This window comes from Streptomyces sp. NPDC055189, assembly GCF_053606765.1.
In genome coordinates this window covers 26,240-40,098 of record NZ_JBSGSG010000089.1, presented here as the reverse complement: position 1 = coordinate 40,098, position 13,859 = coordinate 26,240, and the positions used below count along the sequence as shown (strand labels likewise).

General features: G+C 71.3%; 12 protein-coding genes. 2 read left to right on the top strand and 10 right to left on the bottom strand.

The annotated features are described in order from the left end of the window. Positions 1–86: 86 nt before the first annotated feature. The 7 genes from ACWFR3_RS38675 to ACWFR3_RS38645 all read right to left on the bottom strand — a co-directional run bounded on the left by ACWFR3_RS38675 (position 87) and on the right by ACWFR3_RS38645 (position 7,596). On the bottom strand, positions 87–1,085 hold the full coding sequence (locus ACWFR3_RS38675; protein ID WP_453739388.1) for an ester cyclase: 999 nt from the start codon (positions 1,083–1,085) through the stop codon (positions 87–89). Between the two features lie 91 nt (positions 1,086–1,176). Continuing rightward, positions 1,177–2,523 (bottom strand): MFS transporter, encoded by a 1,347-nt coding sequence (locus tag ACWFR3_RS38670; protein WP_453739387.1) that lies wholly within the window; start codon positions 2,521–2,523, stop codon positions 1,177–1,179. A 187-nt stretch (positions 2,524–2,710) separates the two neighbouring features. Beyond that, entirely contained in the window at positions 2,711–3,553 is an 843-nt protein-coding gene (locus ACWFR3_RS38665; protein WP_453739386.1) for an HpcH/HpaI aldolase family protein, read from the bottom strand. Further along, positions 3,550–4,323, bottom strand: coding sequence for an SDR family NAD(P)-dependent oxidoreductase (locus ACWFR3_RS38660; RefSeq protein ID WP_453739385.1), 774 nt, complete (start codon positions 4,321–4,323; stop codon positions 3,550–3,552). Before ACWFR3_RS38660 ends, ACWFR3_RS38665 begins: the two co-directional genes overlap by 4 nt. After that, complete coding sequence (gene hisD, locus ACWFR3_RS38655; RefSeq protein WP_453739384.1) at positions 4,320–5,630, bottom strand: histidinol dehydrogenase; 1,311 nt, start codon at positions 5,628–5,630, stop codon at positions 4,320–4,322. The genes ACWFR3_RS38660 and hisD (ACWFR3_RS38655) overlap by 4 nt, the downstream gene beginning before the upstream one ends. A gap of 77 nt (positions 5,631–5,707) precedes the next feature. Continuing rightward, positions 5,708–6,451 (bottom strand): alpha/beta fold hydrolase, encoded by a 744-nt coding sequence (locus tag ACWFR3_RS38650; protein ID WP_453739383.1) that lies wholly within the window; start codon positions 6,449–6,451, stop codon positions 5,708–5,710. A gap of 5 nt (positions 6,452–6,456) precedes the next feature. Continuing rightward, on the bottom strand, positions 6,457–7,596 hold the full coding sequence (locus ACWFR3_RS38645) for a hypothetical protein (protein WP_453739382.1): 1,140 nt from the start codon (positions 7,594–7,596) through the stop codon (positions 6,457–6,459). 313 nt (positions 7,597–7,909) lie between these two features. Between ACWFR3_RS38645 and ACWFR3_RS38640 the strand changes: the two genes are divergently transcribed. Continuing rightward, positions 7,910–8,908, top strand: coding sequence for a LacI family DNA-binding transcriptional regulator (locus ACWFR3_RS38640; protein ID WP_453739381.1), 999 nt, complete (start codon positions 7,910–7,912; stop codon positions 8,906–8,908). A gap of 22 nt (positions 8,909–8,930) precedes the next feature. Here the strand turns inward: ACWFR3_RS38640 and ACWFR3_RS38635 are convergent, their stop codons facing one another. From ACWFR3_RS38635 to ACWFR3_RS38625, 3 genes are all read right to left on the bottom strand, one after another. Further along, entirely contained in the window at positions 8,931–10,328 is a 1,398-nt protein-coding gene (locus tag ACWFR3_RS38635; RefSeq protein WP_453739380.1) for an amino acid permease, read from the bottom strand. 216 nt (positions 10,329–10,544) lie between these two features. Continuing rightward, on the bottom strand, positions 10,545–11,906 hold the full coding sequence (hisD, locus tag ACWFR3_RS38630; RefSeq protein WP_453739379.1) for a histidinol dehydrogenase: 1,362 nt from the start codon (positions 11,904–11,906) through the stop codon (positions 10,545–10,547). A gap of 140 nt (positions 11,907–12,046) precedes the next feature. Beyond that, the gene (locus ACWFR3_RS38625) at positions 12,047–12,958 is read right to left on the bottom strand and encodes a LysR family transcriptional regulator (RefSeq protein WP_453739378.1); all 912 of its coding nucleotides are present in this window, start codon (positions 12,956–12,958) and stop codon (positions 12,047–12,049) included. A gap of 255 nt (positions 12,959–13,213) precedes the next feature. Here ACWFR3_RS38625 and ACWFR3_RS38620 point away from each other — a divergent pair, with 255 nt between their 5' ends. Continuing rightward, positions 13,214–13,810 (top strand): hypothetical protein, encoded by a 597-nt coding sequence (locus tag ACWFR3_RS38620; RefSeq protein ID WP_453739377.1) that lies wholly within the window; start codon positions 13,214–13,216, stop codon positions 13,808–13,810. Positions 13,811–13,859 lie beyond the last annotated feature (49 nt).

The window sequence follows — 13,859 nt, the reverse complement described above, 5'->3', positions numbered from 1 at the left end:
GCCCCGGATGTTCCGGGGCCCCTCGCCGCGTCCAGCTGCCCTGCTGTCCCGCTGTCCCCCGTCCGTGTCCGGACGCCGGGTGCCGGTCAGTAGATGTTGGCCTCCACCGCCGGGCCGTCGCCCCGCGTGCTGTTGATCTGGGCCCGCAGCGAGATCTCGTCGTAGACGCGGTACTCCCGCACGATGCGGCCGTCCTGGATCAGGAACTGGGAGACGCCGAGCATCGTCACCGGCTGGTTGGTCAGCCGGCCGAAGTCCGGCGTGCCCCGGTAGGTGCCGTGCATGGTCCAGGTGACGGCCACCCGCAGGCCGGCGTAGCGCGGCGAGAAGTTGGTCTGCACGTCGCGGACCTCGAAGCGGGCGTCGGGGAAGGCGGCGACCAGGGCCATCAGGTCGCTCTGGTAGCGCTCGGGGCGGATGACGGTCCGGTCGCCGATCGTGTGCAGGAAGAGGTCACGCGTCATGAAGTCGTTGACCTTCTGCAGCCGCCGCTGCGTCCACACCTCGTCCATGAACTCCAGGACCATCTCGCACTCGGGCCGGAACTCGTCGGGCCGCGGCCCGCTGACGCCGGCCAGCAGGACGTCCTTGGGCGCCTCCTCGGTCATCGACCCGCTGTACCCCTGGAACTGCAGCTCGCGTGCCGCCTCGTCGGGGTCGATGCCGCGCTGCAGACAGGTGGCAAGCTCGTCGCGGACCACCCACTCCTCGACCATCCGGCCGCGCCGGTAGAGGCAGTTGGCGACGGTGCGCTTGCGGATGCGGATGTTGCGCCCGTCGACCAGGTGCTCGTCGGCGGAGAAGACGAGGTGCGAGCTGAGGAAGGCGTCGTTGCCGCGCGCCTCCCACACCACGTCCTCGGCCTGGCCGATGTGACCGGGCGTGCTACCCATGCGCATCGTCGTGCCCTCGATCACGCCGTCGCGGCCCACCACGGTGCCCAGGCTCGTGTGGACGATCGAGTCCGGCTCGTAGTTGTCGACGATGTAGGAGATGTCCCGGCCGACCCAGATGCGGTCGGTGACCTCGCGGATGAAGTCGTCGGGGTCGTTGTAGGGCAGGTAGGCGACGGGATCGAGGGTCATGAGGGGTGCCTTTCTCTGTCTGTCTGTCGGGGAAGTGCGCCGTGTAAGGCGCTGCGTATGCGTATGTATACGAATGCGGGGCGGGAGCCGGTCAGGAGGCGAACTTGTCCGCACCCAGGTGGGTCCGGTACGTCTCGGTCATGAAGGTGCTGATGGTCACGAGGGCCAGGAGCGCGGCGGCCGCGAGGTAGACCCACACGGCGTAGATCGAATCGAAGCTGGTGACGAGCAGGGCGGCCACGAAGGGCGTGATGCCCATGAAGATGGAGAACGAGCTGTTGTAGGCGATGGCGCTCGCGCTGAACCGGGAGCGGGTCGCGAAGAGTTCGGCCGTGCAGACCGTGACGATGCCGGTCAGGAAGAACTCGGGGACGATGTAGATCAGTTGGCTGGCGACGGCCGCGCCGAAGGTGCCGCCCTCGCCGACCCGGAAGGCCAGGGGGACCAGGACGATGCACGCGACGGCACCGGTGATCAGCATCGGTTTGCGGCCGATCCGGTCCGAAATGGCGCCGGCCAGCGGCAGCAGCGGGATGAGTACGGCCACGGAGATGGCGTTGGACGTCAGGGCCATCCAGCGCGGCAGGCCCAGCGTGCCGGTCAGGTACTCGGGATAGAACGTGACCCAGCTGTAGGACAGGATCGCGAGCATGATCGAGACGCCGCAGTAGGCGAGGATCGGCCGCCACTGCGTGCGCAGCGCGTCCCGGATCGGGGCCTTGACGACGTCCGCGCCGTCCTCCGTGGCGCGCATGAACTCGGGCGACTCCTCGATGCGTCCCCGCAGCCAGATCCCCACCGCGCTCAGCGGCAGCGCGATCAGGAACGGGATGCGCCATCCCCACGACTCCAGGGCGGGGCCCTGGAAGACCCAGCTGGTGAGAGCCGCGGTGCCGGCGCCGGCGAGGATGCCGGCGAAACAGCTGTTGGAGGCGTACGAGGCGTAGTAGCCGCGGCGCTTGGGCTCCGCCCACTCCACGATGAACGCCACCGCTCCGACGTACTCGCCGCCCGACACCATGCCCTGGATGACGCGCAGGAACAGCAGGAGCAGGGGCGCGAGGACGCCGATCTGCTGGTACGTGGGCAGGGCGCCGATCAGGGCGGTGGCCACGCCCATGAGCACGATGGTCCACAGCAGTGTCTTCTTGCGGCCCACCCGGTCGCCCCAGCGGCCGACGAGGGTGCCGCCCAGCGGGCGGAACAGGCAGGCGATGGCGATGATCGCGTACGTGCTGAGGACGGCCACGGCCTGGTTGCTCTGCGGAAAGAAGGCGGGGGCCAGGACCGGCGCCATGTAGCCGTAGAGGCCGTAGTCGAACTGTTCGACGAAGTTTCCGATGCTTCCCGCGCCGATGGCTCGGCGTATCGCTATCCGCTTTTCCGCCTCGGTCCCTTTGGGGCCGGCTGCGGTGGTGGGCGGCGCTACAGCGGACATGGCTTCTCCGTTCGCGCGGTTTCAAGGTTATGCATACGTATGAACTTCCGCCGAACACTAAGGAGCGCGACGGAGGCCGTCAAGAGGTGGAGTGATGCATTCCGGCAGGTATCCGGGCGGCGTGTGCGGGCGCGGCCCGTCCGGCTCCCGACAGGGCATGTCAGGAGCCGGACGCGGCCGTGCGGCGTCACGCGCGAGGGCCCTTCCCCTCGCCCGGCACAGGCGCGGCGAGGGACCGGAAGGTGTCCATCAGGACGTGGGCCATGTTGTAGAGCACCAGGTGCGCCCCGCCCCGCTCGGCGGCCCTTGCCGCCTCCAGGCCCGGCACAATGGCCATCACCGACCTGCCGGCCTGCCGCGTGGCCCGGTGGGCCGTCGCGACCAGCGCGTCGACCTTCTCCTGGCCGGGAAAGGCGCAGTCCGCCGCCAGATCGGCGGGGCCCACCAGGACCGCGTCCACCCCTTCCGTGGCGGCGATCTCCGACGCGGCGGCGCAGGCCCGCTCCGTCTCGATCATCACCACCACCAGGGCGTCGCGGGACGCGGCGACATGCTCGGCCGCCGTGACCGTGCCGAAGCGGCCCGCTCTGCTGTACGTCGCGAAGCCCCGGGTGCCCAGGGGCGGATAGTGGACCGAGGCCACCGCCCGCCGGGCGTCCCGCGCGTCGTCCACGTGCGGATGGATGATCCCCGCTGCTCCCAGATCCAGGCAGCGCAGGGCCAGGGCGGGCTCGGAGGTCCCCACGCGCACCAGCACGTCGATGCCCTGTGCCGCGGCCGCCGTCAGATGGTGCTGCAGGAGTGCGGTGTCGGCAGGGCCGTGCTCGCAGTCGATGACCACGTAGTCCAGGCCCGCGACCCCCGCCATCTCCACCAGGGTCTCCGAGGGAAGCCGCACCAGCGCGCCGTACAACCGCTCGCCGGCCGCGAGCCGTTCCTTGAGCGAGCGGCGTCGCGTGTGCGAGCCGGGGGCCGGGCGTTCCGTGTCGGCGCCGCCGGGAAGGCGGCGCTCTGCTTCTCCCGCCGTCACCGCGCGACCATCCCCGCCGAGAGGTCGATGTCGGCGCCGCACAGGCCCGGCATCCGCAGCATCGCGCCGACCGCGGCGCCGACCTCCTCCTCGGTGACCATCCGGCCCAGCGCCGAGCGCGAGACGAACGCCTCCTCGGCCTGCGCGTAGCTGCCGCCGGTGCGCTCCGCCTCCAGGCGGAAGTTGCGCTCCATCCTCGGGCCCGAGACGGGCCCGGGAGAGAGGGAGTTGACCGTCACGCCCGCCGGGCCGACCTCGCCCGCCAGGGTGGTGGTCAGTCCGATGACCGCCATCTTGGACGCGCAGTAGGGCGTGCGCCGCAGCAAGGGGCGCTTGCCCGACACCGAGGCGATGTTGATGACGTCGCCCGCGCCCCGCGCCGTCATGGCGGGCAGGAAGGCGCGGCACATCAGGAACACGCCGCGCACGTTGACGTCGAACACCTCGTCCCAGTCGCGGGCCGAGATCTCGGTCAGGGGCGCCACCGGCCCGGCGATTCCGGCGTTGTTGACGAGGATGGAGATCTCCTCGTCCGCGAGGCTCTCCGCCAGGGCCTCGACGTCGTCGGGCCGGGACACGTCGCAGACCCGGTGCACGACGCCGGGGCCCAGGCGCGTCGCGGTCTCCTTCAGGGCCTGCTCGTTGCGACCGGTGATCACCACCCGGGCTCCGTCCGCGAGGAGGGCGCTCGTGATGGCGGCGCCGAGTCCGCTGCCGCCCCCGCTGACCAGGGCGGTGCGCCCGGCCAGCGGTCCGGCGGGGGCGCTCATGCGCCGGCCTCGTCGTTCCAGGGCAGCGTGCCGTTGCCGTACTTGGCCGCGCGCACGTCGCCGGAGCGGGCGTGCCCCTCGAACAGCTCGACACGTGCCGCGCGCCCGCACACCTCGCCGAGCAGCGCCGACGAGGAGGTGTCGGTGACCTCCTGGTAGGTGACGGTCTTGAGGTACTTGCCCACCCACAGGCCGCCGGTGTAGCGCGCGGCCCCGCGGGTCGGCAGGACGTGGTTGGTGCCGATGACCTTGTCCCCGTACGAGACGCAGGTGCCCTCGCCCAGGAAGAGCGCGCCGTAGTCGCGCATCTTGTCCAGCGCTTGGCGCGGGTTCTCCGTCAGGACCTCGACGTGCTCGCTGGCGTAGGAGTCCGCTATCTCGAAGGCCTCGTCCAGGGAGTCCGCCACGACGATCTCGCCGTGGTCGCGCCAGGCGGGACCGGCGAAGTCCTTGGTGGGCATGCCGGGAAGCAGCCGCTCGATGTGGCGCTCGACCGCGCGGCCGAGGTCCTCGGAGGTGGTGACGAGCACCGCGGGGGAGTCCGGGCCGTGTTCGGCCTGCGAGAGGAGGTCGACGGCCACCACGAACGGGTCGGCGTTCTCGTCGGCGATCACCAGGATCTCCGTGGGGCCCGCGAACAGGTCGATGCCGACCTCGCCGAACAACTGGCGTTTGGCCTCGGCGACGTACGCGTTGCCGGGCCCCGCGATCAGCGGCACCCGGCCGACCGTCTCGGTGCCGATGGCCAGGGCGGCCACGGCCTGGACGCCGCCCAGCAGGTAGAGCTCGTCGGCCCCGGCCAGATGCATGGCCGCGACCGTCGCGGCGGGGATCTCGCCGCGGATCGGCGGGGTGCAGGCGGCGACGCGCTCCACCCCGGCCACCTTCGCCGTCACGATCGTCATGTGCGCCGAGGCGGTCAGCGGGTAGCGTCCGCCCGGTACGTAGGCGCCGGCGCCGGCCACGGGAACGTGCCGGTGACCGAGGCGGACGCCGGGCAGGGTCTCGATCTCCACGTCGTGCAGCGAGTCGCGCTGGGCCTGCGCGAACGTCCGCACCTGCTGCTGGACGAAGCGGATGTCCTCCAGGACCGTCTCCGGCACGCCGGCGACGATCTTCCTGATCTCGTCCGGGGAGAGGCGGAAGGACTCCGGGCTCCAGTTGTCGAACTTCTCGGAGTACTGGCGGACCGCTTCGTCACCCCGCTCGCGGATGTCGTCGAGGATGGCGCTGACGCGGTCCGCGACGTCCGCGCGGGCGGCGCTGACCGTGCCGGCGGGGACGGGGGACTTGAGGAAACGAGGCATGACGGCTCTTTTCTCAGGGGTTCTGGGGGTTCTTGAGCTGTTGGGGGCGGGTGTCAGAGGGCGGGCCGTGTCGGGCGTCAGTGCGTCGGGAGCACCGGCGGACGTGTCTGCTGCACCCGGCCGAGCAGGTCGCGCAGTGCGGTGGAGACGGCGGAGGGCTGCTGCCAGGGCAGGAGATGGCCCGCCTCGGGGACCTCGCGCAGTTCGGCAGCCGGCAGCGCTCCCGCGATGACCCGGTGGAAGTCCGGCGGGCACAGCGCGTCGTGCGTCCCGGACAGGACCACGGCCGGGCACCGGGCGCCGCGCAGCGCGTCGCTCGCGTCCCGGCGAGTCGACTGGGCTGCCAGCTGGGCGCGCGCGGCCCGGGGGCCCACGGCGTGTGCCATGCGCCGGTAGCGGTCGCCAGAGCCGCTCGCCGGACGGGGCGTGGGGAACATGCCGGGCAGCGTCTGTTCGACGACGTCCGCGAACCGCCCCTCGGCGATCAGGCCGTCCATCGCGCGCCAGGCCGCGTACTGCTCGGGGCGCGGCGCGCCCGCGTTCGTCGACATGACGCAGAGTCCGGCGATCCGTTCGGGGGAGCGGCGCAGCGCCTCGAACGCGACGATGGCGCCCAGGCTGAGACCGACCACGACGAACGGGCCGGACACGCAGGACAGCAGGTCGTCGGCCAGCGCCCCGATGTCGGGCTTTTCCAGTTCGAGGTGCAGGACCGGGTGGCCCCGGGGGAAGTCGACCTCCGCCCACAGGCTCGGGTCGCACAGCATGCCGGGGACCACCACCAGCGGCAGCGGTGGCGGCGGCGCTGCGGTGCGCGGCACGGCGGTCACCAGCGGCGCGCGGAGCGGGGCAGGAGGGCGTAGGGGGCGACGTACCCGTTGTGGTCGATGCCCAGGCCCGCGTCGGCGGCGCACTTGGACACTTCCTCGTCCCAGTCCAGGCGGACGCGGCCGTCACCGGAGTTGACGACCATGAGGTCGCCGCGCTCCTCGCCGACGTTGCGCAGGGTGCGCCAGGCGTCCTGCGGCACGGAGAGCATGTCGCGCGGGCCCAGCTGTACCGAGACGGGGTCGGTGCGGTTGAGGGTGACCTCCCACAGACCGTCCTTGACGATCAGGGTCTGGGTCTCCTGCTGGCGGTGCAGGGAGACGCCCTGGCCCGGCTCGGCGCGCAGCCAGGCGACGTTGTGGCCGTGCGGGTTGAAGATCCGGGGCTCCTGGTGCAGGTCCTCGGTCATGCCGTAGCCGATGACGCAGCTCAGCTGCACGCCGCCGCCCGGCAGGGTGCTGTCCAGGAAGGGCCGCTCGGACCAGATGAGTTCGTCGCCGGCCGCGACACGGCGCTTCATGTCGTCGACGCCGTAGTGGCGCAGCCGGTCGATGTACTCCCGGGTCATCGGCTCGGTCAGTTCGGTGCCGGGCGGGATCTCGTCGCCGGCGACCGTGTCGATCAGTTGGTTGTCGGCCGTCAGGTACAGGCCGTGGCCCTCGGCCTCGCGCAGGACCGACGGGCCCCAGATGATGCCGCCGGTGTGGTCCATGCCCAGGACGGTGAACATCCAGCCGTCGTCCGGGCCGGTGTTGGTGAAACCGCGGAAGATCCAGGTGGGGATGGAGGCGATGTCCCCGGCCTTGAGCAGGAGCTCGCCCTCGGTGCCGTCGGCGCCCCAGCGCAGGAGGTACTCGCCCTCGGTGCAGACGAACACCTCGGCCGTGTAGTGCAGGTGGAGGTTGTTGGTGATGCCGTGGGGCATGGCGGCCGCACCGATGTTGTAGCCGTGCGGCAGCCGCAGGTTGACGTGCTGACCGGCGGCCTGCGAGACGCCGGGCCCGATCATCGCGTAGTTCTCCTTCCGGTCCGAGCCCGGTGTACGGCAGTCGATGAAGGCCTGGTTGCAGGAGACGAAGTCGCTGCGGCGGACCGTGCGGCGCCCCAGCTCGGCGGTGGACACGACGACGTCAGGCATGGCTGCTCCCTCGAATGGAATACGTATGCATTTCCATGACAGGCCCTGTGCTGTGCGATGTCAAGGGGTCACGTGGTGCGGGTTGCGGGCGTAGGGTGCGCGGGACCTGTGTCGGCGCATAACGGGGAAGGTGTTGCGGAGCGACCGCCGGTCCGCTTGCGGGCCGGGCGGACGGGCGCCGTTCCCGGCGGGTGCGGCGCGGGTCGTGAGGGGCCGTGCGCGCCCGGCGGACCCGCCCGCCGGGCTGGTGCGACATACGTATACTGATGAATCGGACGCCGGGGTGGCGCACCGGTCGACGAGGAGAGGGCCGATGGCGATCACGAGTCACGACGTGGCGAGACTGGCCGGCGTATCGCAGCCGACCGTCTCCCGCGCCCTGCGGGACGACCGCCGGGTGTCCGCGGCGACCCGCGAGAAGGTCCGCCAGGCGGCACAGGCCCTGAACTACGTGCCCAGCGAAGCGGGCCGCACCCTGTCGACCCGGTCCACCCGGCGTATCGGAGTGATCGTCACCGACCTGACGAACCCCTTCTACCCGCATGTCATCGCCCCCCTGCACGACGAGCTCCAGGCCCTGGGCTACCGGATGATGCTCCTGACCGAACGCTCCGACGAGGCGGTGGCCGAGGAGAAGCTCCTGGACCAGTCCCTGGACGGCGTGGTGCTGGCGACGGCCACCACCGACTCCGCCCTCCCCGCACAGCTCGACCGGCGCGGCATGCCCTACGTCTTCCTCAACCGTGAGACGGGCCGTCGCGGCGACTACGCCTCCGTCGTCGACAACGAGGGCGGCGGACGCCTGGTCGCCCACACACTCGCCGGGCTCGGACACCGGCGCATCGCCGGCATCTTCGGCGCGGCGAACACGACGACCGGACGCGACCGCGAACTGGGCTTCCGCCTCGCCCTGGCCGACGCGGGCATCGGCCTGCCCGAGGACCGGGTGGCGCGCGGCGCCTTCGAGTACGAGACCGGCTACCAGGCGCTGCCCCGGCTGCTCGACGCGGCCGAGACGCCCACGGCGGTCTTCTGCGGCAACGACGTGGTCGCCATCGGAGTCCTGAACGCGGCACTGGCGGCCGGCATCCGGGTCCCCGACGACCTGACCGTGATCGGCTTCGACGACCTGCCCATGGCCTCTTGGGAGGTGTTCCGGCTGACCACGGTCCGCCACGACCTGCGGGAACTCTCGCGTCAGGCGGCGCGCCTGCTCGTACGGCGCATCGACGGCGACGCCGACCCCGACGGCGAACGCCTGGTCCTGCCGACCGAGTTCGTGGAGCGGGCCACCCACGCCCGGCTCCCCTGACGCCTCGCCCTCGCCCTCACCTTCACCCTCGCCCGGCCGTCACCGCGGTCGGTCGGTTGCCGTGCCGCCGCTGTCGCAGCACTCCCACGGTGACCAGGATCGCGGCCAGGGCCAGGGAGAGCCACAGTTCCAGACGGTGGCCGGGCAGCACCGCCATGAGGACGAGCACCCCGGCGATGAAGGCGATCGTGGCCAGGGTCAGGTAAGGGAAGGCCCACATGCGCACTTCGGTGGGCTGCGGCTCCTTGCGCCGGGTGGCGTACTGGGTGATGGCGATGACCATGTACATCATCAGGGCGATCGCGCCGCTGGACGCGATGAGGTACGTGAAGACGCTCGGCAGCAGGTAGTTGGCGATCACCGCGGCGACGCCGATGACGGTCGAGGCCAGGACCGCGTTACGGGGCACACCGGCCGCCGACGTGGCGGCCAGGGCCGCGGGGGCGTCCTGGCGGCGGGCCAGGGAGAACGCCATGCGCGAGGCGGTGTAGATGGCCGAGTTGAGGCAGCTGCTCACGGCCACGACGAGAACCACGTCCATGATCAGTCCGGCGCCGGGGATGTTCATCCGGTCCAGGACCGCCTGGTAGGAGCCGTCGGCCAGGGCGTCGGAGTTCCACGGCACCAGGCTGACCACGACGAAGATCGAACCGACGTAGAAGAGCCCCAGGCGCCACACGACGGCGCGGACGGCCTTCTTGATGTTCTTCTTCGGTTCCTCGGACTCCGCGGCGGCGATCGTGACGATCTCGCTGCCCTGGAAACTGAACATCGCCGTGAGCAGACCGGCGAGCACGGCCACCCCGCCCTTGGGGGCGAACCCTCCCTCGCTCCACAGATGCGAGACGCCGCTGGCGTCCGACCCGGGAAGCACCCCGAAGATCGCGAGCGCGCCGAGCACCAGGAAGGCCACGATCGCGACGACCTTCAACAGGGCGAACCAGTACTCGAACTCCCCGTAGTTGCGCACCGCCAGGAGATTGCTTCCCGCCAGCAGCGCGATCATGGCGAGCGCCGGAATCCAGCTCGGCACCGACGTCAGGCTCGCGATGACCTCGCCCGCGGCGATGGCCTCGATGGGAATGACCAGGATGTAGAACCACCAGTACAGCCAGCCGATGGAGAACCCGGCCCACCGGCCCAGGGCGCGGTCCGCGTAGGTGGAGAACGAGCCGGTGTCAGGGTTGGCGACGGCCATCTCCCCGAGCATCTGCATGACGAGCACCACCAGGGCGGCGGCCAGCAGGAACGAGATCAGGACAGCCGGACCGGCAGCCGCGACGGCGGTCGACGAGCCGACGAACAGACCGGCTCCGATCACGCCGCCGATGGAGATCATGGTGATCTGGCGGCCCTTGAGGCCCTGTTGGAGCGCGGGGCCCGCAGTCGGGGGCGCCGGGTCGGGCGTGGGGTGGTGCATGGGGAGATCCTCGGGGGAGTGGGGGCGCGGGTGCCCCTGGTACAGGACGGTACTCACTCGTCCCGGGCGGCCGACACCTGCGGCGGCCCGGGCACCGGTCGCGGCCGGAGCACGGTGCTCACCGTGGTGCTCCTGGCGCCGGAACCCCCCGCCCCCGGCCGGAGCCGGCACAGAGGCGAGGCGGCGGCCGGCACGGGGGCGGGGCGGAGGACTGGATCAGAGCTGCTCGCGCAGCGCGTCCGGGATCGCGTCGAACGCTCCGGACGTGCGGCCGATCCGGTCGATGCGGATCGTGGCGGTCGCACCGTGGGCGGCGAGGCCCTCGAAGGCGGAGATCCGCTCGACGGCGGGCGCCAGAGACGCCGTGCCCTCCTTGGCGGCCCGCTGGTACGTGAGCGGCTTGAGGAAGCGCGAGACGGAGAGCCCCGCGTTGTAGCGGGCCGTCTTGCCGGTCGGCAGCACGTGGTTCGTGCCGGCGATGCCCTTGTCGGAGTAGGCGACGGTGGACCAGGGGCCCAGGAAGACCGAGCCGTAGTTGGTGAGGTTGTTCAGGTAGAAGTCGTCGTCCTCCGTCTGGATCTCCAGGTGCTCGGGGCCCAGGATGTCCGACACGGCGACGGCCTGGTCCCGGTCGCGCACCACGACGACGGAGCCGAAGTCGCGCCAGGCGGGCCCGGCGATGTCACGGGTGGCGAGCGTCTCCAGCTGGCGGTCCATCTCCGCGACGACCGCCCGGCCCAGCTTCTCCGAGGTGGTGATCAGCGCGGCCGGGGAGTTCGGGCCGTGCTCGGCCTGGCCCAGCAGGTCCGCGGCGACCCAGACCGGGTCGGCGGTGTCGTCGGCGATGACGGCCACCTCGGACGGCCCCGCGAGGAGGTCGATGCCGACCTGCCCGAACAACTGCCGCTTGGCCTCCGTGACGAAGGCGTTGCCGGCACCGACCAGCATGTCGACCGGGGCCTCACCGAGCAGACCGAACGCCATCGCGCCCAGGGCCTGCACACCGCCGACGGCGAAGACGCGGTCGGCGCGGGAGAGGTAGGCACCGTAGAGCACGGCCGGGTGGGCGCCGTGCTCGCCCGAGGGCGGAGTGCACGCCACCACGGTGGGCACACCGGCCGTCTTGGCGACGCCCACGGTCATGAAGGCACTGGCCAGGAGCGGGAAGCGCCCGGCCGGGAGGTAGGCGCCGACCCGCGACACCGGGACGTAGCGCTGGCCGCCGGCCACTCCGGGGGCCAGCTCGATCTCGAAGTCGGTCAAGTGCTCGCGCTGCGCGGAGGCGAAGCGGTGCGTGCGCTCGTAGCCCATCTCCAGGGCGGTGCGGACGTCGGCGGGCAGGGCGTCGCCCGACTTCTTGAGCTCGGCCGCCCCGATCTCGAGCTCGCCGGACCAGCCGTCCAGCTCCTTGCCGTAGGCACGGACCGCGTCCATGCCCTTGGTCTCGATCTCCTTCAGCATCTGCGAGACGCGCTCGACCACCTTGGGGTCGCGCTGCGCGGGGGGACCGTCGACCTCCGGCTTCTTGAGCCACTGGAAGGGAGCGAGGGTCTTCTGTTCGTCGTGCGTGATCTGCATATGCGGGACGGTAGACGCGGCTGTGCCACAGGACTAGAGGGGCGATTCCTGCGACTGCCACAGGGTTTCCCTGTGGCAGTGGGATGGGCGTGCACGGTACTGGTGCGGAGCCGTGGATGGCGCGCAACAGGTGCGGTGCCTCAGGTCAGCAGCCCGCTGCCGATCTCACGGATGGTGTCCTCTGCGAGGCGGGCGAGTTCGCGGGTGGCGCGGGAGAGCGGGCGGCCGCGGCGCCGGACGAGCGCGATGGTGTCGTAGAGGGGCTCGGCGAAGGGCGCGGTGTGCAGTCCGGCGGGGAAGGTGGGACTGTCGATGACCGCCCGGCTCGCGATCGTGTCGCCGACACCGGCTGCCGCCAACTTCAGCGCCGCTTCTACGTGTTCGAGCTCAATGAGAGGGTCGATACGGGCTCCGGCGAGCTGGGCGCGCTCGGCGAGCTGGCGCCGGGTCGGGTCCTTCCAGCCGTAGTGCGCGTCGTACAGCACGAGCGGCGCGCGGGAGAAGGCCTCGATGGTCACGGGAGCGCTGGTGCGCTCGGCGCTCGCGCTGACGAAGAACACTTCGTCGCGCATGAGGGGAGTGATGGCCAGCCCTTCGTCGTCGATGGGCAGAATGACCAGGCCCGCCTCGATCTGCCCCGCCGCGACGGCCAGGGCGGTCTCGGCGGAGTTCTGGCCCACGAGCCGTACGCGGACGGCCGGATACCGGGCATGGAACATCTGCACGAGGTTGGAGAGCAGGTAGTAGTCGGCGTTGCGCAGCACTCCGAAGGTGGCGGTGCCGCCGCCCAGCGACCCGAGGGAGTGCACGGCCCGCGTCCCGCTGTCGGCCGCCGCCAGCGACTCCTGGGCGTACGGCAGCAGTTCGCGCCCCGCCGCGGTCAGGGTCAGGGTGCGGCTGCCGCGCAGGAACAGCTCCGCCTCCAGCTCCGTCTCCAGGCGCCGGACCAGCTCGGACGCGGACGCCTGGGCGATGTCCATGGCCTGCGCGGCAGCGGTGAAGGACCCGAGCCGTTCGGCCTCGACGAAGGCCCGCAACTGGTTGAGGGTCATACCGCGCCGCCCTTCGGGACGAGCACCGAGAAGCGGCTGCTGCGTACGGGGACGGGGAGGGAGGTGGTCCTGTGCATACCTGCACCTTAAGAACTGACGACGCCGCGCTGGTGCTGAGGTGGAGGTGGATGCCCGGCGATCCGGGGAAGCCCCGCCAATCGGGCGGGACTGCAAGGCCTCCCCGGTATGGCTTCGGTCCGGGGACGTGCTGCCTCTGGACACTGAGGGCCGCATCGGGCTGCAGGACGGTGAACGGTGGACGGTCACAAGACTCGGGGCGCCCGGAAGGACCCGGCATCGCCCGGAGGGGGCCTCGGCGCCGCTGACCAGCCGGGCGTCATCGGCATCGCGCTCGCGGCCGTACTGACGGCCATACTCGCGCAAGGCTCCTGGCAGTGGTTCGCCACGTACATCGGGGCAACGCTGCTCGTGGTGGTGTTCTGCTTCTACCGCCTGCCGGTGTGGATGCCCGGCCTGCGCGCCACGTACGTGCGGAATCTGACGGCGTATTCAGCGGTCGTCGGCCTGTGCGTGGCCATCGCGCTGGCCCCCATGCTGCAGCGCTGGGCGTGGCTGTTTCCGATGCCGGGCACGCGCGACAGGTGTGACGCGCTGGGCACCTACGAGAGCATCCGCACGGAGGCAGCCCTGTCGAACCTGGCCACCCGCGACCCGGCCGCCCTGGCGCAAGCACAGGACGCCCAGAGCCACGTGGCCATCGCCGACTGCTTGTCCGCCACCACGACGCTGTGGCTGCCGGTGTACGCGGCCGGAGCGGCGGTAGTGGTGGGCGTGGCGGCGTGGTGCGTCGACCGGATGCGGGCGAGGAACGAGTCGGCCGGGGTCGGCTGAAATCCACCTCGTGAGGGCTGAGTCGATGCTTCCGGGTTCCGGGCGTGTG